The 18,673-nt window shown below is 48.6% G+C and carries 21 protein-coding genes; 3 read left to right on the top strand and 18 right to left on the bottom strand.

Going from position 1 to position 18,673, the window contains the following annotated elements; genetic code table 11:
- Positions 1–139 precede the first annotated feature (139 nt).
- Positions 140–1,231: a hypothetical protein gene (locus tag Q0991_RS22245; RefSeq protein WP_299492709.1), complete on the bottom strand. Its 1,092-nt coding sequence runs from the start codon at positions 1,229–1,231 to the stop codon at positions 140–142.
- 129 nt (positions 1,232–1,360) lie between these two features.
- On the bottom strand, positions 1,361–3,061 hold the full coding sequence (locus Q0991_RS22240) for a tetratricopeptide repeat protein (RefSeq protein WP_299492707.1): 1,701 nt from the start codon (positions 3,059–3,061) through the stop codon (positions 1,361–1,363).
- 169 nt (positions 3,062–3,230) lie between these two features.
- Here Q0991_RS22240 and Q0991_RS22235 point away from each other — a divergent pair, with 169 nt between their 5' ends.
- Both Q0991_RS22235 and Q0991_RS22230 read left to right on the top strand, forming a co-directional pair.
- Complete coding sequence (locus tag Q0991_RS22235; RefSeq protein WP_299492705.1) at positions 3,231–4,205, top strand: ferritin-like domain-containing protein; 975 nt, start codon at positions 3,231–3,233, stop codon at positions 4,203–4,205.
- Between the two features lie 189 nt (positions 4,206–4,394).
- Positions 4,395–5,162: an isoprenyl transferase gene (locus Q0991_RS22230; protein ID WP_299492703.1), complete on the top strand. Its 768-nt coding sequence runs from the start codon at positions 4,395–4,397 to the stop codon at positions 5,160–5,162.
- A gap of 50 nt (positions 5,163–5,212) precedes the next feature.
- Here Q0991_RS22230 and Q0991_RS22225 read toward each other — a convergent pair whose 3' ends face one another.
- From Q0991_RS22225 to Q0991_RS22165, 13 genes are all read right to left on the bottom strand, one after another.
- Complete coding sequence (locus Q0991_RS22225) at positions 5,213–5,782, bottom strand: hypothetical protein (RefSeq protein WP_299492701.1); 570 nt, start codon at positions 5,780–5,782, stop codon at positions 5,213–5,215.
- Between the two features lie 292 nt (positions 5,783–6,074).
- Positions 6,075–6,242 carry a hypothetical protein gene (locus tag Q0991_RS22220; protein WP_299492699.1) on the bottom strand — a complete coding sequence of 56 codons (168 nt, stop codon included), beginning with the start codon at positions 6,240–6,242 and terminating at the stop codon, positions 6,075–6,077.
- 144 nt (positions 6,243–6,386) lie between these two features.
- On the bottom strand, positions 6,387–7,010 hold the full coding sequence (locus Q0991_RS22215) for an HAD-IA family hydrolase (RefSeq protein ID WP_299492697.1): 624 nt from the start codon (positions 7,008–7,010) through the stop codon (positions 6,387–6,389).
- Positions 7,011–7,050: 40 nt separating this feature from the next.
- Complete coding sequence (gene pcrA / locus Q0991_RS22210; protein ID WP_299492695.1) at positions 7,051–9,393, bottom strand: DNA helicase PcrA; 2,343 nt, start codon at positions 9,391–9,393, stop codon at positions 7,051–7,053.
- Between the two features lie 140 nt (positions 9,394–9,533).
- Positions 9,534–9,923 carry a DUF4058 family protein gene (locus Q0991_RS22205; protein WP_299492693.1) on the bottom strand — a complete coding sequence of 130 codons (390 nt, stop codon included), beginning with the start codon at positions 9,921–9,923 and terminating at the stop codon, positions 9,534–9,536.
- A gap of 82 nt (positions 9,924–10,005) precedes the next feature.
- Positions 10,006–10,776, bottom strand: a complete 771-nt coding sequence (locus Q0991_RS22200; RefSeq protein WP_299492691.1) for an MBL fold metallo-hydrolase — start codon at positions 10,774–10,776, stop codon at positions 10,006–10,008.
- Between the two features lie 52 nt (positions 10,777–10,828).
- A complete protein-coding gene (locus Q0991_RS22195; RefSeq protein WP_299492689.1) occupies positions 10,829–11,428 on the bottom strand; it encodes an aminodeoxychorismate/anthranilate synthase component II in 600 nt (199 codons plus the stop codon).
- Between the two features lie 114 nt (positions 11,429–11,542).
- Entirely contained in the window at positions 11,543–11,992 is a 450-nt protein-coding gene (locus Q0991_RS22190) for a diacylglycerol kinase family protein (RefSeq protein ID WP_299492687.1), read from the bottom strand.
- Between the two features lie 161 nt (positions 11,993–12,153).
- Positions 12,154–12,696 (bottom strand): rRNA maturation RNase YbeY, encoded by a 543-nt coding sequence (gene ybeY / locus Q0991_RS22185; protein WP_299492685.1) that lies wholly within the window; start codon positions 12,694–12,696, stop codon positions 12,154–12,156.
- Between the two features lie 21 nt (positions 12,697–12,717).
- Positions 12,718–12,942 carry a DUF3285 domain-containing protein gene (locus tag Q0991_RS22180; RefSeq protein WP_299492683.1) on the bottom strand — a complete coding sequence of 75 codons (225 nt, stop codon included), beginning with the start codon at positions 12,940–12,942 and terminating at the stop codon, positions 12,718–12,720.
- A gap of 172 nt (positions 12,943–13,114) precedes the next feature.
- A complete protein-coding gene (gene purQ, locus Q0991_RS22175) occupies positions 13,115–13,822 on the bottom strand; it encodes a phosphoribosylformylglycinamidine synthase subunit PurQ (protein WP_299492681.1) in 708 nt (235 codons plus the stop codon).
- On the bottom strand, positions 13,819–14,112 hold the full coding sequence (gene purS / locus Q0991_RS22170; RefSeq protein ID WP_299492679.1) for a phosphoribosylformylglycinamidine synthase subunit PurS: 294 nt from the start codon (positions 14,110–14,112) through the stop codon (positions 13,819–13,821). The genes purQ and purS overlap by 4 nt, the downstream gene beginning before the upstream one ends.
- A gap of 63 nt (positions 14,113–14,175) precedes the next feature.
- Positions 14,176–15,240 (bottom strand): folate-binding protein, encoded by a 1,065-nt coding sequence (locus Q0991_RS22165; protein WP_299492677.1) that lies wholly within the window; start codon positions 15,238–15,240, stop codon positions 14,176–14,178.
- 293 nt (positions 15,241–15,533) lie between these two features.
- Here Q0991_RS22165 and Q0991_RS22160 point away from each other — a divergent pair, with 293 nt between their 5' ends.
- On the top strand, positions 15,534–15,995 hold the full coding sequence (locus Q0991_RS22160) for a photosystem I reaction center subunit XI (protein WP_299492675.1): 462 nt from the start codon (positions 15,534–15,536) through the stop codon (positions 15,993–15,995).
- A gap of 98 nt (positions 15,996–16,093) precedes the next feature.
- On the opposite strand, the gene Q0991_RS22155 is transcribed toward Q0991_RS22160, so the two are convergent.
- The 3 genes from Q0991_RS22155 to Q0991_RS22145 form a co-directional block, all read right to left on the bottom strand.
- Positions 16,094–17,659: an NAD(P)H-hydrate dehydratase gene (locus Q0991_RS22155; RefSeq protein WP_299492673.1), complete on the bottom strand. Its 1,566-nt coding sequence runs from the start codon at positions 17,657–17,659 to the stop codon at positions 16,094–16,096.
- 124 nt (positions 17,660–17,783) lie between these two features.
- Complete coding sequence (locus tag Q0991_RS22150) at positions 17,784–17,897, bottom strand: photosystem I protein PsaJ (RefSeq protein ID WP_010468466.1); 114 nt, start codon at positions 17,895–17,897, stop codon at positions 17,784–17,786.
- 46 nt (positions 17,898–17,943) lie between these two features.
- On the bottom strand, positions 17,944–18,447 hold the full coding sequence (locus Q0991_RS22145) for a Photosystem I reaction center subunit III (RefSeq protein WP_299492669.1): 504 nt from the start codon (positions 18,445–18,447) through the stop codon (positions 17,944–17,946).
- Positions 18,448–18,673: the final 226 nt, after the last annotated feature.

The following is an 18,673-nucleotide window of genomic DNA, read 5'->3' as shown; positions in this document are numbered from 1 at the left end:
CACGAGGCTCCATGACATCGCGGATACTTGGAGACTGGCCCATGATTGAAAGTACTCGATAGTCTGACTTTCAAGACTTGTGGGTAAGGCATAGATCTTGCAGGTGAGCGTTCTCTTAGTCCAAGGTCAAGGCATCAGACTAGCCTCGGCCAAGCTGAAACCAAGCCAAAAAGTACTGGATAGCAACCGTTGCTATATATACTCCCACACTAAGCCAAACTAAAGGAATTCCTCTCCAAGAGAAGATTTGAATGACACCAGGTGGTGAAAATAGCAACTGAAACTTGGCAAAGGTTTTCCCCTCAAGCTTTAGATCAGCCTCGTTCAAATTGGAAGCAATGGTTGTTAATGGTGTTAATTCAACATTATTTGCTGAGGTGGTGTCCATCGGCTCGAAGATAATGCTAAATCCATTAGGATTGACACCCACCAGGTAGGATAGTTGACCTATTGATGAATTTAAATCGGTTTTCCAAAGCTGGGTTAAACTGGCATACAGCTTTTTTGCCAACGCTTGAGTTTTCCAAAAATTAGCAATATCTGGTGCGGTAGCTAAAGCAGATTGCCGAATATTTTGCTCTGATTTTTTGTGTAAACAGCAAAAGGCAATGGCCTGAATAGCTGGATACAGATAAGTAGCATTCATCAGAATGGCAAAGGGAAGCGAGATATGTTGTTGGGCAATAGCCACTAGAATGAGGGGCGCGATACCCACCAAGGCAGTAAAAAGTGGGATCAGTATCCACCACCTTGCAGGGGCAACATAGGCTTGCAAGATATACCACTGTAAGAAACCAGCAATAACTGTTGCGCCCAGCAGTGCCATATAAATGGCTGTGAGTGCTGCAACGCTAGTAGTTCTTGTGCCAGGGAAATGATCAACAACGCCAAACAAGAGTTCATTGAATCTCTGGTTAAAAGCAAATTGGAGGGTACTAGACAATGTCATCCCCACAGCAACGGCTAGAATCCATTGCCAGTTCGGGAAATACCGACGTAGAATCAGCCATTGAGCCGCTCCCATAACCGTTCCACTCACCAGTCCTGAAATAATGCTGTATTGCATCGGATTTTGTTGCCACAGTTGGATAAAAGGCGGTTGTTCTGTTATGAAATTTGTGGCAAAAATGCTGGCAACCGTGACAAATGTATACAGGCTGATAAATCCCAATCGGTCGAAAGGTTTGATGACCAATCGTTGAGCGTTCGCGAAGCTATAGGATATTGGCATTGGGTAATAGCATTGCTCCAGCTAAATCTAGTACCCACAGAATAAACGCTATTGCGAAAACGTCCGAAATTTGGACTTTGAGCAGTCTGGCTGCCCTTTTCTGACCAATTGGAAACTCACAAGGAGCCCTTATGGGGATTTAAGGAGAGCTTGGGCTTTGGGATGATCCAGTAAGGCAGTGGTATCTTGCAGTAATCGCTGACCCAATACTTGGCTCAGAAATCCTTTATTCGTCCAGGTTCGTTCCAGCTCTCTAGCCGTTTTCAATTTTTGTAGGGCTTCACTTTCTCGGCCTTGGGAGAGTAAGGAGGCACCAATCAACAAATGAGCCCCGGCAGATTCTTTCGGATCGGCTTTGATCGCAGCTTGCCAGTCTTGGAGTGCCGCAGGACCTTCAGAGTTCTCATAGCGGACAATCCCTCGGTAGATCAAAGTTGACGCATCTTTAGGCTTAAACTTGAGGGCCTGATCGTAATTTGCCAATGCCTCAGCAATCTCACCTTGCTGAAACTGGAGCCGACCCCGCGTTTGGTAAGCAGGTGCATAGGTTGGATCGATGGTGATCGCTTGCTTGAGATCCAGCAAAGCGCCACGAATATCTTGCTCTAACCAGCGGGTAAATCCCCGATTTTTATAGGCTTTGGCTAACCCCGGATCTAAACGCAGGGCCTGATTATAATCGTCAATGGCCTGGGTTCTGGCACCGAGATAGAAGTTGGCTAATCCGCGATTATTGTAAGCATTGCTGTCTTGGGGATTGAGTTTGAGGGCCTCACTAAAATCTCTCTCTGCCCGAGAAGCCCCAGACTGAAGATTTCGATTGGGTTTGAGCGCCTGGGCTAGGTGGACTGACCCGCGACTGTTGAAGAATAGAGCGTTGTAGGGATCAATTGCGATCGCATGGTTCAAATCGGCCAACGCTTCCTTGTAATCACCTCGCTGGTAATGGGCCAATCCTCGACCGTGTAAGGCTACGGCTTTGCGATCGCTCCCCAATGCCTGATTAAACTTAGAGACCGCTTTGCTACTCTCTCCTCGACCTAAAGCCTGTCCTGCCTCAGCCAGCGCTTGATCAACCGATGCAGGAGCAGCAGGTTTGGGCGGTGGCGTCGCAAAGCCCAATTCCAGGTTGGCATCGTCCGCTTGTTGTAAAAACGTATCGATGGGAATGCCTAGGTTAAATCCTGTTTTGACGTAAATATCGGGATTCAGATTAGGATTTTGGGCTTGAGGTGTCGTATCTGCCCGACCATGAATCCCAATCAGTTGTCCCTGATTATCGAGAACAGCGCCCCCACTCATCCCCGGCAAGGTGGCATTGGAATAGACCAACCCATACCCATCTTTTAGGGGGCGTTCTGCATTCGCTGTGATTTGCCCCGCCGTAAAGTTATAGACAACCTCGTTAATGGCGGCCGTTTTCCCCGGAAAGCCAGCCACAAAACAGGGCATCCCCGCAGAAATTCGTTGCGTATTGCCTAATTCCGCCACTTTATAGGACTGGCTACTCGAAAACTGAATCAACGCTAGATCGACATTGGGCAACCGCTGGATGGTTGTATTTGCCACCGAATGTCGTGCCCGATCCGGTGTGATCACCTCATAGGTATCTTCACTGCCCACCACATGGGCTGCCGTTAACACCGTGTAGGTGTCCCCATCCTGTTTGATAATCACCCCGGATCCAGGTGCTTGACTATCAACTCGGACCGTGACGTTGCGGGCAATTTTGGCAACTTCAGCCGCACTTAAAGCATGACTGATCTGGGGTTGCACCACCACAGCAGCAGCCCCAACCAAAACAACCGGAAAACTAGCAGCAAATTTCATCACTTCGTTTATTAAAATTGTCGCAATGGATACGTTCTAGCATGCCCCATCCCGTATCCTTATAAACTGACTGATCCGACTTTCCGACTTTTAAGTCCCGACTCTGGCCGACTGACTTCTGGGTTGACCTTGCTTAGGCTATTGGTTGCAAGCTACCCCGGAGAGTGCCATGACTCCCACGTTATTGTTCAATCCCTCGTGCCTTAATCCATCCTCATCCACCCAATCCTTTGAAGCGGCTCCCATTCCTAAGCGACTCAATCAACTGATTAAGACCTATCTTGCCACCGATATCCTCAACGATCGCCTCCAAGATTTACCCCAACAGTTCCAAGATCCCCAACCCCGGCCTTGGCAACCGATTGACTGGAATCACATTGAACTAGGCCAAATAAGGGGAATAGATCCCCTTATTTTTTTAGCTATTCTGGCGGGCAGTGTGGATACAGAAGCGCCTATTCGGGGCTATACCCAAACCAGTCGGCAATACCTATCTCCCCTTCATCCCCCCATGGCTCGATTTGTCGGCGGCACCGTTAATGATCAAGGGGATTTGATGGAGTTAGGGCTTTGGGAAAAAGAAGAACGTCAACATTCTCCCGCACTACAGCGGTTGTACACCCAACTGTCTGGATTAAAACTGATGCCTCTGCCCCACGATCCCAGACCCTATGAACCGACAGATAATCCCCATCAGGATCTGTTTGAACATGGCTTGCACCGAGTGGCGACTGAGTATGGGGCCACCTGCCTATATCTATGGTTAATGGCCCATTCTACTGGTCCACTCCATCAGGTGTTAGCCGAGCTATTGATTGACGAAATTAACCATATAACCAAATTTTGGGGGTTTGGCCGCTGGGCCTATCCCCACAGCTCTATTTTGCAGATTTTGATCACTTTACTCCGACCACAATTTAAGTTTGCGAAACAAAAACGGAGTCGTTTTAGTCGAACCCTGAAACGGATGATGCAAGTCCTCCACTGGGAAGCTTGGTCTTTCCCAAATAAGCTGTCTCTTTTATGGACCTTTATTTATGTGTTATGGCATCTGTGGCGGTGGAGTCGAGCTCTGAAGACCGACCAGTTGAATCGCTGGTTTGGACAGCCCCCCAAAACGGCTTTCTCCTCGACTGGCACTTAGTTTTGGCCATCTCTATGGGGCCTTTCCTAGATCATCCATTTCCTTTTGTACTCGATCAGACCTTGACAATCCGGGTCAGAGATTGTTAGACAAAACTACTGACCGGGGAATTATTACGAACAGAGAATAACTCTCTCTGACGTGTATGGGCTCCTGATTTAACCAATTGATGTCACTGACACCTTATTAATGAACAACTTCGATTACGTTACTCGCCCTACAGATTTAGACCCTGATTGTTTACCCCAGCATGTTGCTGTCATTATGGATGGCAATGGTCGCTGGGCAAAACGCCAAGGGTTTCCCCGGATTGCGGGTCATCGTCAAGGGGCACGGACTCTCAAAGATTTAGTGCGTTGCTGCAAAGACTGGGGCATTTCAACCCTAACAGCCTATGCTTTTTCGACGGAAAACTGGCGTCGTCCCCTAGAAGAAGTCGACTTTCTCCTGGTTTTGTTTGAGCGCCTCCTCCGTCAGGAATTAGCGGAGATGGATCGAGAAGGCGTACGGATTTCCTTTATTGGTGATTTGTCCCCCCTACCCTCTTCGCTGCGGCTGGAAATTGAACGAGCCGTATTAGCAACGGCCAATAACCAAGCAGTGCATTTCAATGTGGCGGTTAATTATGGCAGTCGAGCAGAACTGACCCAAGCTTGTCGTCAAATTGCGGAGCAGGTTCAGCTCGGCCATTTGGAGCCTGATGCCATCGATGAGCAATTGATTGAACAGCATCTTTATACCGCTGGCACACCTGATCCTGACTTACTGATTCGGAGTAGTGGGGAACTTCGCTTAAGTAACTATCTGCTGTGGCAGTTGGCCTATACGGAGTTTTACTTTACGGATGTATTCTGGCCCGATTTTGATCGAGCAGTTTTTCACGAGGCTTTGCGACACTACCAGAAGCGCGATCGCAGATTTGGAACCGTAAAACTCCAACAACCTTGTGCTGGCTAGTTCGAGGGACTGCCTGCAATAAAACAGGGATCTTGTCCTAGAAACTGGGGTTAGAATCGGTCCTTACGTCGTAGGGAATTAAGTTCATCCTCCATCCGGCTCTTACCCTTATGGGTATCTGCTCCGGTGACTCTTAGGTAACCGAAGTACATGATCCCTGTGAGTCCCAGCAGCAAAAAGACAAGATACTGGAAAGGAATATACGAAAAAATTACGATTCGCATGGACTTCAGCATCCATGCGAGCCCAAGATAACCTGCTGCAATCAAGGCGAGCCCCTGCACCATCCGGGCAACGGGGACCTGACTTAAAGGAAGGCGTTGCTTGGTTACCCAAAAGGAAATGACCACGTAGTAACAAGGAGCCAACATCAATAAAATATCTGCTTCTTTCATCACCCGAGCCCAGCCGCCATTATTGGTGGCGAATAGCAAATAGCCAACCGCTAACACCAAACTCAAGAGGGCCATCCCCAAGTTAAAGCTCAAGACAAACGGTTCTTCTTTCTGACCTGGGATGACCACACAGATCGCCAATGCGACCCAAGGAGCAAACAACATAATCCCTAAGAGCAAGGGTTTGTACTGAATCAATAGCGAAAACAGGTCCTGAAAGGTCATCGTCCTTCTTTGTGCAGTGGTTGGCCTTCAACTTCAGTGTGCCCACAAACGCAATATGGATCATGAGTGATCTGGTGAGGATCTAGGTAAGAGAACGACAGATGTTCTAGCGCTGATGAACTTATAAATTGCTGGGTCAGCTTATGAACTTCACACAACATAGGGAACGGAGTGTATAGGATGCACCCCTCACGAAAGATAGATTGGAACTGCGTTAGACATTGATGATGTTTAGTGTCTTGAGTATGAAGTAGGGAAATCAGTGGTCCCACATCCACCATCAACTGGGGTCTCAAGGGTATGCATCCTCATTCGTGGATAAATCTGAAGGAGCATCTTCTATAATGCCAATGAGATTCATCAACTGGGCAGGATCTTTACGGTGAAGGGTGCGCTTGACAGCTTTTTGTACTAATCCTGACCAAGTTTCATCAGGGTGATCTTGCAAGTAATGTTCCATTTCTTGGGCAAGCTCATCTGGAAAGTGAATGGTCCTTTTTATATTTGGTCACAATCTAGGGAGAAGTTCGATACATCTGGCAACACCTTAGTTGTACCCAATCCCTCTCACCCTAGACAGACTCTAGCGGAGCGGAAAGGAGACTTAGGTAATGGCCTCAAGGAGCTGTTCTGGGTAATCCATGAGAAAATCGGGCTTTTGTTCGGCTAAGGCACTACGATTGTTAAATCCCCAGCTCACCGCCATGCTGGTCAATCCGACTTGATTCGCCGCTTTCACATCGTTAACTTCATCCCCAACATAAACTAATTGGTGAGGTTCAACGGCATTACGCTTCACGATCTTCATCAAGGTGCGCACTTTTCCTGATAAAATTTGGCCTCCATAAATAAACTCAAATAGGTGATCCATTTCATTTTTCTCGAGAAAATACTGTACATTACGTCGAGAATTAGCAGTCACAATTCCTAATCGATAGCCTTCAGTTTTCAGATTACAGAGGGCTGGTTTAATGCCCTCAACTAACGCTAAATCATCAATACGACGAGTCAACTCTTGCCGGAACCGCTGCAAATAACAAATAGATCTCCATTTCGGAATGCCCAACTCTTGGGCAACCTCTTGCATTCCTAGCTTCCTGAGCAATTCGACTTGAGTTGCAGTCAGGGGTTCATATCGAAAATCTTTCGCTAAGCGATTGGTGGCTTCGATAAATATGCCCAGTGAATCGGCAAGGGTGCCATCAAAATCAAAAACGATCAAACGCATACGTCGTTAGGCTCGTATCCTCATCACTTAAATTTCAACCTTATTCCACCCGATCCAATACCGTGATATTCGGGTCAATAATCTTTTTGCCAATCCCTGGGAACTTCACCGCTAGGCAAATTTTATTGCCACCCCCAAAAATATGGGTCACTTCTCCCAGCCCAAAACCGCGATGAACCAGCCGATCACCGACTGCCCAATCCATGGCATGGGTATTGGGCATTTTTTTCTTCTTGGCTCCCGGCGCGACAGCAGAATGGGGTGGCTCAGAAGGGATAGCGGATAAAGAGTTGGTCTGTAATAAATCCCGGGGCAGTTCCGACAAAAATAGCGACGGCATTGCGGGTTCCCGAGACCCGTAAAGTCGCCGCTCCCGCGCATGGGATATAAACAAGCGTTCTTGGGCCCGGGTAATGCCAACATAGCAAAGACGACGTTCTTCTTCGATGGCAGCCGGGTCCTCTAGAGAGCGGAAATTCGGAAAGAGTCCCTGCTCCAAACCCACCAAAAAGACAATGGGGAATTCAAGCCCCTTCGCCGAATGGAGGGTCATCAGTGAAACCGTCGTGTTTTCATTCAGATCATCTAAATCGGACGCCAAAGCCGTATTGGCGAGGAACGACGGGAGAGACTCATCTGAGTTTTCTTCTGCATATTGCAAGGCCGCATTACACAACTCCTGCACATTCCCTAGCCGATCATCCGCTTCATCCGTGCCCTGATTTTTGAGGTCCTGCACATAGCCAGAATCATCCAAAATGCCCTGGATAATCGTAATGGCAGACTGGTGCTCAACCTGCGCTTGCCAATGCTTTAGCATCTCTACGAATTGCAAAATTGGCTTGGCACTGCGAGTCGCTAAGGTTTTTACTGCGGTCTCTTCTGTCAGCATCTCCCATAGAGGTACCCCTAGCTCTTGAGCCGCATTGGTAAGTCGATCTAAGGTGGTTTTGCCAATCCCTCTACGGGGTGTATTAATCACCCGCTTCAGGCTCACCGTATCCGCCGGATTCACAATCAGGCGCAGATAAGCCAGGACATCCTTAATTTCTCGGCGATCGTAGAACTTCAGCCCCCCAACTACGGTATAGGGAATACTCCAACGAACTAAGCCTTCTTCAAAGGCTCGCGACTGGGCATTCGTGCGATAGAGAATGGCAAAGTCACCCCAGCTCAATTCAGGATGGGATTGCTCTAGGGTCCGAATCTGCTGCACCACAAAATCGGATTCATGCAGTTCGTCATCCGCCCGATAGCAGTAAATGGGTTCTCCTGCCCCCCGAGTCGGCTTGAGAATTTTGTCGATACGTTCGGTATTATTATCAATCAGTTCATTGGCCACTTGGAGGATGTTTTCGGTAGACCGATAGTTCTCCTCTAGCTTCACCATCGTCCGAGTATCATCATCCGGCAGGCCATCACCAAAATCCTGCTGAAATCCCATCAGGATTTTAAAGTCCGCTGCCCGAAAGGAGTAAATGGACTGATCAGCATCACCCACCACAAAGACAGAGCGATGCTCCCAATCCTTAAAGTTGCGAGTATCGGTGCCATTGGTCGCTAGTAACCGCAGCAAATCATACTGAGTGCGGTTGGTATCCTGGTATTCGTCCACCAGCATATGGCGGAACTGCTGATGCCAATAGCCGAGAACTTGGCCGTTCTGCTTGAGCAACTGCACCAGCACCCGAATGAGATCATCAAAATCCAGACCGTTATTGGCGGCTAGGGAATCTTGATATTTGCTATAGACTTGAGCCACCACCCGACCGCGAAAGTCTTGTTGATTAGCTTCCAGCTCTTGGGGGTTCCAGCCTTGGTTTTTGGCATTGCTAATGGCAAAACGAACGGAGCGGGGCTGGAATTTGCGGTCGTCGAGATTGAGCTGATTGACGACAATATCTTTGATCAGACTCTGGACATCTGATTCGTCAAAGATAGAGAAATTACGCTGCCATTTGCGGCCTTTCTCATCCTGGTATTTCTCGATTTCCATCCGCAACAGACGGGCACAGAGACTGTGAAAGGTGCCAATCCAGAGAGGTTTGGTAATGGTTTTGTAGACTTGTGATCGCAACTTGGTCTGCTGCTGAGGCGCTAACAACTCCAGGGCTTTGCCATGCTCCTGCTGGGCCAACTGTTCCGCAAAAAGCTTCTCAATCCGCTCCTTCATCTCCCGAGCCGCTTTATTCGTAAAAGTCACGGCCAGAATATTTTCAGGATTGACCTGATGCCGCATCACCAAATTAGAGATCCGATAGGTTAAAGCCCGTGTTTTACCCGATCCAGCACCAGCAACGACCAACAGAGGGCCACAAAAGTGTTCCACTGCTTGCCGCTGAGAAGGATTGAGATGACTTAAAAAGTCAGGGATAGCAGTCATAAATCAAGGAAGGAGAGAACTTAGAAGGGATTCGCGGAAGGTGCCCTATCCATCTTACAGAGCAATATCCATCCTCCCTGTGCCCACCATAAGGGATTCCATTTGAAATGCAAGCGATTGCAGGCCAGAGATTACTAAAATTAGGCCCCTAAGCCACCGACCGATTCTTGCTCTGATTCAGATAGGGCAGGGGGAGGAGCTTCCGTGCAATTAATCGACAGATCGTAGCCTGCTTCATCGTAAAGGGGTGCGATCGCACTCGGCAAATCGAGCGATACATCCAAGTCGGGGGATTTTAGGGGCACAGGCAAAATCGGTGAATGCTCAGAAAGCTGTAAGGGCCAGACATCCATTACCCCGGCATGGGTACGCGTGAGTGCGATCGCATAAGCCACATCTGGTAATTGTGGATGGGCAAAGGGCCGGGTGCCGCGACGCAGTAAATCCAGCTCTAGCAAATGGATACCCGCTTGATACAACCGCTGACGTTTTTGACGATAAGTCGTTAAACCCGGTTCTCGCTTATTCACGAGGGACGGAAGTTTCTTCCCATTGTAGACACCCCGAGCCGAAGACCAAACGGCTGGTCAAAGCATTGGGATCAAATTTGGATCAATAATTAAGCACTTGAATAATGGGTCCCGAACTGGGGAGGTTACTGGAACTAACTGTGATGCCATTACCGCCAGGTCGCCGAATCGTGGCCCCTTGCATCAAGGAAAGAAAGGCATCCACCGATTGCAGGTCGCAGGCATTTTCGTCCGCTGCAGCCGTTTTGTAATGGGTAGGAATCACCATTTTGGGATTAAGGGTTTGGATTGCGGCCTTGGCTTCTTCTGGGTTGTAAGCTTTCGCACTCCCACCAACCGGGATTAACAGCACATCAGGCCGCCCCATCAAAATCTTTTGGTCCACACTAATGGGAGAAGCGATACCACCTAAGTGGACCACATTGACGCCACCTTGAATCCATTTCCAGGCCACATTGGTTCCGAATCGATAGCCATTGACCCGATCATGTAGCGTTCGAATACCTTGGAATTGCAAACCATTGGTCTTATAAGCCCCAGGTTCAAATAAGAGTTTGGGTCTACCCGGTAAACCTTCGACCACCCCTTCATCCAGCAATCGGCTACTGATCAAGACAATATTGGCAGACCTTTGAGGTGACGGGTATTTTGCCGTACAGCCCACCGGGCGGAAAGGATTGACCAAAACCTGGACACCACTACCTGAAAACAAAAAACAAGTATGGCCTAGCCAGCGAATGCTCAGCGAGCCTGCAGCTTGGGCAGGAGAAGATTGCCATTGGGTGGCAAGACCTGCTCCTAAGCCAGTGATCAATCCTGCTTGCACATAGTGCATAAAGCGGCGACGGTTCATAGTTTTGTGCGATATATCTCTGAATGTGTGTCTTGTGAAACCCAATCAATTATCAATCATCGGTGGGAAGGTGACTCAAAAAATTCTTGAGCAGTTGCTTCCCAGAAGTCGTCAAAATACTCTCTGGGTGAAACTGGACGCCTTCAATGTGAGGATAGTTCCGATGACGCACCCCCATAATCGTGCCGTCCTCCGTCCAGGCTGTAATCTCCAAGACTTCTGGACAAGTTGCCTTATCTATCACCAGACTATGATACCGAGTCGCGGTAAAAGGATTGTCTAGCCCCGAAAAAACCCCTGTAGATGTGTGGCTGATGGGAGATGTTTTACCGTGCATCAGCACTGGGGCGGACACAATATCACCACCAAACACCTGGCCAATACTCTGGTGGCCTAGGCAAACCCCCAAAATAGGCACGTTTGCCCCCATTTGTTCAATGAGGTCTAGAGAAATACCGGCATCTTGAGGCCGTCCTGGCCCCGGAGAAATAACGATCGCATCCGGCTGCAGCTTCTCAATCTCTGCTAGCGTAATCTGATCATTGCGGTATACCTGGATATCCTGGGCTACCTCAAATTCGGCGGCGAGTTCCCCCAAATACTGAACCAGGTTGTAGGTAAAGCTGTCGTAATTATCAACCACCAGTAGCAAGGCTTTTGCTCCTGTCCCTAGAGAAAGTTATCCCTCCAACTTAGCGTGTTTATCCTACTTTGCAGCCACAAAACTAACTGAGACCAACGCTTGCCTTGCAATAATAAGAACTGTTTAAGCCTGCAAAATATCAATCAAGGGCGGAATAATCAAAAATCCAGCAATGACCACTGCTGCCATGGCCGACACTAATACGGCTGCTGCTGCACAGTCTTTAGCAATCTTGGCTAATTCGTGGTAAGTCCGCTCCACCGTTAAATCCACAAGGGCTTCCAAGGCCGTGTTGAGTAGTTCCATCACAAGCACTAAGCCGCTCGTTAAAGCAATCACAGCCAACTCTACAGGCTGTAGACGAAGAGATAGACCTAAACTTAACGCTACGCTACCAATGACCGTATGAATGCGGAAATTACGTTGAGTTTGGAACGTGTAGCTTAATCCAGCCCAGGCATATTTGAAGCTAACGAATAAGTTGTGAGCAACTTTGAAGGAGAGCTCGCGCTTAATATGCACAGGTTCAGGCTCAGGCCTGCTTTGTGAAGAGATTATAGATTTATTTGACATAAATTTAATCTTTTTAGTGATTCTACACTATGACCGCAAAGGACATTGCTGCAATAGAACTGGACTGGACCTGAATCAACGATTAAATTGTCTATCCCTTGATAACAGAAGTAAGTTTCACGGACTATGGAATAGGTTACCCACAGTTCTAGCAAACTCTCCTAGGAGTAACCAGTGACTACCGACACATTGATGAGATTAATTAACGTTTGCTGTTGAGCCAACATCTCCTGTAATCGTGCGGTCGTGGGATGATCCCAACCCAGGAGATGCAACAATCCATGAGTTGCCAACCAAGCTAACTCCTCCTGTAGGGTATGGTGTTGCTCCTGAGCTTGTTGAGCTGCAGTTTCCACAGAAATGATAATGTCGCCTAACTCCACAGGCACCTCTGACCACAAAGCAGCAGGTAGGTCAGTTGAGTCAAGGGTAGCAAAGGCCAGTACATCCGTAGGGCGATCAAGCTGCCGAAAATTGGAGTTCAAATGCTGGATGGCAGCATCATCCGTTAGCAACAGGCTCAATTCATAGGCCTGGATGGGAGAAATCGAGGGCTGCAAATGCTCAAACCACTGTTGAAACCAAGTTTGCCAAGTGATTTCCGAAATTCGACATACCTGTTTAAGGGCATCCCCCTCTATCAGCGTCATCGGTTGTGCAACTCCGTCACCCAAGTCCCATTGAATCTGGACGTTGACTTGCATATCGTCTGACAAAGCTAAACGCTATCGAGTCAGGTAAGAGAGTCCAATCAGTAAGGCCAATAACCCCACTGAGGTTAATCCGAATTCCACCAGTGACCGTTTGCCTTTGCGCACCATGTTCCTCATCGCCAGCTTGGTGTAGCTATCTTGAGGGGCTGGAGTGACATCTACTGGTGCGGCATCTGCACTGGTCACTTCATCAGGGGTAGAGCTGGTTTCATTCGTGATAGAAGGGTCAGAACTCATGATCAAGGGTGCAAATAACAACGCTGGAGAGGGATACAACCCTGTTAAGGGGCCGATATCTCCGTACTTTTAACTGTAAGTCATTCCTTGAGAAGCAAGCAGGCCTTTATCGAATAGTTTTAAGAAAGTAGGGGTGGCTCCGCTGTACAAAACATTGCTGCTATCCGTTCAGCTAAGCTGTCGCCCCTTGTAACGCCAGACTTTTCAGTACCCCTTGGAAGAGGGCAAGACCATCGGTATAGCCTAACGTCGGATCGGAAGCTCGCTCTGGGTGAGGCATCATCCCCACAACATTGCCTTGCCGGTTACAAATCCCGGCAATGTTCCCTAAGGAGCCATTAGGATTAGCATCTGCAGTCACCTCGCCACTGGAGGTGCAATAGCGAAATAGAATTTGTTGATTGGCCTGAAGCTCCCGCAAAATTCTTGGATCAGCGTAATAACAGCCTTCACCATGGGCAATGGGTAGGGTAACCACTTGCTGAGGCTGATAGGCTTGAGTCCAGGGTAGATCCGTTCTTTCCACCCGAACAGGAACGCGATCGCAAATAAAATGCAGATCCCGATTTCGCACTAGGGCTCCTGGCAATAACCCCGACTCGGTCAAGACCTGAAACCCATTGCAAATTCCCAAGACCAGTTTGCCTTGCTCTGCATGGGCCATGGTGGCCTGCATCGCCGGAGAAAAGCGAGAGATAGCTCCGCAGCGCAGGTAATCGCCATAGCTAAACCCACCAGGAATCACAACAACATCTAAATCGCTAATATCCGTTTCTTGGTGCCAGACCATACGGGTGGGCTGTTTGAGCAGATCACGCGTGACCAATACAACATCGCGATCGCAATTGGATCCGGGAAACACCAGCACACCAAACTTCATGCTGCGGCTCCTGCCACGAGGGCTACTTGCAGATCAAATCGATAATTCTCAATAACTGGATTCGCCAAGAGCTGATCACACATGCGATCCACCTGTTGGCTCGCCGCCGCCTCATCGTCAGCCGATACCGTCAACTCAATATACTTGCCAATCCGAATGGGACCCACATTGTCATAACCCAATTGCTTAAACCCCGTTTGCACCGCAGTCCCAGCAGGGTCTAAGACCGACGGCCTCAGGGTCACATAGATTTTGGCCTGATAGGTTTGTGTCACAATTCCCAAATGCATAGCGTTCCTCTTGAATGTACCTGATTCAGAGCACTATCCGACGAGGAAGTAGGGTGGCCCCATCTAAGCCGTTGGGTTAGGGGCGGGCTGGGGATAGGTGAGGAAAGGAACTTCAATTAATGTTCCAGTTCCAGTTCCTACAGAAACGCGGGTTCCTGCATCCCCTGCCTTCGTTTTCACATAGCCTAACCCCAAAGGCCCTCTAGAGGTCTCTACCAGACTAGTGAGCACCCCTACCTTTTTATCCGCCACTGTAATGGGGGTATCTGTGGGAACTGTTTCGCTAAGCTGGATGCCCCAGAGCTTTTGCTTTACCCCCTGATAGGTGTTCAGACGAGCAATGGTTTCTTGACCGATATAGCAGCCCTTATCAAAGGAAATTGTCTGCCACAGTCCTGCTTCTAAGGGGTTAACGTCTTCCGTTAGCTCAGCATCAGGTTTAGGCCGTCCTTCAGTGACTCTGACCTCCTCCCAAACTGCATCGCCCAAGGGGCAAGCTCCTAGTTCTGTTAAGGCTTGCCACAGATCAGCTCCCGCTTCAGCCTCGGTAAACAGGGTAAATCCCGGTGTGGTTAGACCACTGCCAGCTGCAATTCGCACGGTTTGCCCCTTAATTTGAGCCGTAATGTGGTGATTTATCGGTTCGGGGAGGTCTGGAATTCCCAGTTTGCGAAGTAGTTGTGAACTTTCTGGCCCCAGGAGGCTAAAGGCAACCATTTGATCCGAAATATCCTCAATTTTGACCTTGTCGCCAAAGAAAATATAGCGATCGCACCAGCTCATGAGTTGTTCTCGACGATTAGGGGAAACCAATAGCAGAACCGCATCTTCAGTCACATGGGCACTGACCAGGTCAATGGTCCGAGCCGTAGAAGTGACAAACACGCTCTCGCAGCCCTCGCCAGGCTGAAGAGTTTTAAAGGTATTGGTGGTCTGGTTGTGCAGAAAAGCCAGCCGATCCTGATCGGTGACCTGGAGGCGTCCCCAGTGGGTGCGATCACAGAGGGCGACCCCATCTTGAACAGCTCTTAGGCCAAGGTCGTCATTCCCAAAACTGAGAAGAGTGGAGCCATCCTCCGTCCATATGGCTCCATTTTGACGTTGCAGGTCTTGTAAGGTCTCAGGCATGGTGGCTAATTTGTTATTTCTAGGAAAGGGTTGACATTATTTTTGTTGGCCAAGAAGAAGCTATCAATGATCAGTCCAGCGTAAAGCCTATTGAAGAATACAAAAAAAGATTTCTTTTTGCTAAGAAATCTAACGCAAACCCCTGCTGGTAGACTTTTCTTCGTTGCGATTAGCAGAAACAATTCTGTTCTATGAGATGATGAGTGCCAGCATTATCTTTTCATTTATTCTATTACCCCTAGCTTCCAGCCATTTAAAAGGGGACCCTAAGATTTGAGAGGAGATTTATATCAATGACAATGGACTTGGTCAAACATGGTGGCGACCCCTTAGTTGGAGATCTCGCAACACCTGTAAATAGTTCTGGGATCGTCAAAGCCTGGATCAATAACCTTCCGGCTTACCGCAAAGGCATGTCCGCGAATGCTCGGGGTTTAGAAATTGGGATGGCCCACGGCTATTACCTCTATGGTCCCTTCGCAACTTCTGGTCCTATTCGAGGCACTACAATGTCTCTTGTATCAGGCGTTTTGTCAGCAAGCGCTGTCATTATCGTCTTATCCGTTGCGATTCAGATCTATTCCAGTGTTTCTTCAGCTAAGCCCCTACCATCTGTAACAACAGCGGATCCCGGTAGCGACTTTGGAACGAAAGAGGGCTGGAGCGCAGTTGGCAGCGGCTTCCTAATCGGTGGCTGTGGTGGTGCCGTCATCGCTGGCGTTCTTTCCTATGCGATTGCTGCATTTGTTGGCTAATAACTCATCACACCAACTTTTACAATCCATCATTCATTCCTAGAAATAGGTATTGAGTAGCTAGCTGAAAAACCCTCTGTGGCTTACAGGGGGTTTTTCTATGGTTGGCTAGCAATGGCAGGAATCAGGGATTGACAAAGTGTCAGCGGATCAACCCCTAATTCTGTTCGCTGGCGAGCTGCATATAGTCCTGCTTGGGCATGCCACCAAATTCCACTACACAAGATCTCACTGATTGCCTGATTATCTTGTCGCTGACTTAAAAGTCCTGTAAAAATGCCCGTGAGCACATCTCCACTGCCCCCACGAGCTAGCGCTGGGGTGCTATCAGGGTTAATCCGTACGGCACCTTGTGGCGGAGCCAGAATCACCCTTGCGCCCTTGTAAACGATATAAGCATTACTGGACTGGGCAGCTCGCCTGACCGCCGACAGTAGATCCTGGGAAAGCTCATCAGAAAACAAGCGCTTAAATTCGCCTGGATGGGGCGTTAGGACAGTGGGGGCCGATCGGGTTTGAAGCGTCTCCAAGGGTTGATGCTGGGCTAATAGATTGAGCCCATCTGCATCCAAGACGAGGGGGCAGGCACAGGTCAAGACTTCGCTTAAAATGGCATTCGTTTCTGTCGTCACGCCAGGGCCATAGGCAATGGCATTAAATGAGTCTAATGACAATTCTGGGGGCAGACTTGCGATCGCACCCTGTTCTGTCTCAGGACACGCGACCACCAACGCCTCCGGCACAGCTTGCAAAACCAGCGGCTTCAACGAGGCTGGCACAGCAATCGTCATCATCCCGCCCCCCGTCGCCCTTGCGGCCAAGGCAGTCAGGAGAATACTACCCGCATATTTCTGAGAGCCACCAATTAACAGACAATGCCCTTGTCGGTATTTATGGGTGTTGGGATGGCGCTGTGTCGGCAGTTTGGTTCGAGCAGCAGCCGAGGCAATTCGACGCACCTTTGGCGGCGTTCCCAACACAGCATTGATATCCGCCACAGGAATATCAAAATCAATGAGATGCAGTTGGCCACTATAGGGCAAGCTCTGATCCATCAATAGTCCTAACTTCCATAAGCCAAGACAGAGGGTATGGGTGGCCTGAATGGCTGTTCCCAGAACAGCACCGGTATCGGTGTGCAAACCAGAGGGGAGATCGATGCTGATAACGGGATTCGACCCCGTATTCAGTTCGTGTATTAGATCTGCGATCGCACCTTCAATATCTCTTTCCAGGCCAAACCCAAACAGTCCATCGACAATCACATCACACTGGCGCAGCGATGCGATTCCTGGGTTAATCTCTATTCCCAAGGAGGAAACGTAACGCGCATGTTGTTCTGTTAGATCTTTTGACCGAGGGAAGGGACGACAAACGTGAACCTCATACCCCTGAAAATACAGTTCACGGGCCACCACAAAAGCATCGCCACCATTATGCCCAGGCCCCGCCAAAATTCCAATTCTTGGTGCATCCTCAACAGGACAAAGGGTCTGAATGCATCGCGCAATCAGACCCCCAACTTTCTCCATAAGAGCGGAAACCGGCATCCCCGCATCAAAGATGCGTGATTCAATTTTTCGCATCTGCTGAGCTGTCACCACAGTTTCTTGAATCTGGGTAAAACGCTCACTAATGTGTTGTGCTAAATTTTTATCCTGCATCTCCCGTCAGGATATGCAACATTGCATCAAATCCAAATATATAAACGAGAGAGTTTGAGTAACCTGCGCTAGAGCGATTTAGGTTCGCATCTAACATGGCTCTCAACCTAAAATTGCTTCCACCCTAGTACGGGAAAAACAAAATATCTGGGAAAAAGCGATTGAGCTCAACCAAGAATCCTGCTGTCAGAGTAAAAAAGATAAAAGCAATCACAGGAGCCGTACTAAAAAACTTCATAAAACCTTTCTCCGAATCAATTTTGAGTGGGACTTCGCCCATGCATCTAGCGCGGTGAGACTGTCACGTCATCATCAGGAACAGTCAACTTACCAGAAGTGGCTTCTCCAAATGCAGACAGGGGCCAAGCCAATGCAGCCAAAGTAGAAGAAATTGCTAATGGCACATCAATAATGACTTCACCCATTGCTGGGTTTTTGGGGTTCTTCTTACGGTTAGCAATTTGGTAATTGCGGCTCGCATTGCCAATGCCACCAGCGATATAGATGAAAAACAGACCGGGGATCAGGAAGTCATTCGCACGGCTCCAAGGACCACCCGCAATAATTCGGGGCAAACCATCGTCTGGACCACACAGCGCTTTGCTATACATTTCAAAGCGCTTTTGACCAGATTCAGGATCACCAGTCGTATTACGAGCCTTGGCAGCTCGCTCTTGGAATTGGGGGGACTCACTACAGGGAACGAGTCCACCAATATCAGCAGAGGCTGGAGGGACAACACCAAGCCAAAGTGTCATTACGAGAAGGACAGCAAACAATCGACGCATAGAAATTGTTTCCCTTAATAACGAAACAAGAATTGTTATATAACAAAAAGCTTTAACTTTTTGTCAGCGTAGACGCATAGACTTGAACCCATCATACTCTTCCAGTAGGGTCTTGGTAAAGAATTGCGGCCCTTGAATACACGTATACACCATCAAGAAGTTACCAGTTTATGGCAACAGTTTTAGCAATTGAAACGAGTTGTGATGAAACTGCCGCTGCAGTTGT

The organism is Acaryochloris sp. IP29b_bin.137 (assembly GCF_028285745.1).
Lineage (GTDB): Bacteria > Cyanobacteriota > Cyanobacteriia > Thermosynechococcales > Thermosynechococcaceae > Acaryochloris.
This window is presented reverse-complemented; position numbering and strand designations above follow the sequence as displayed.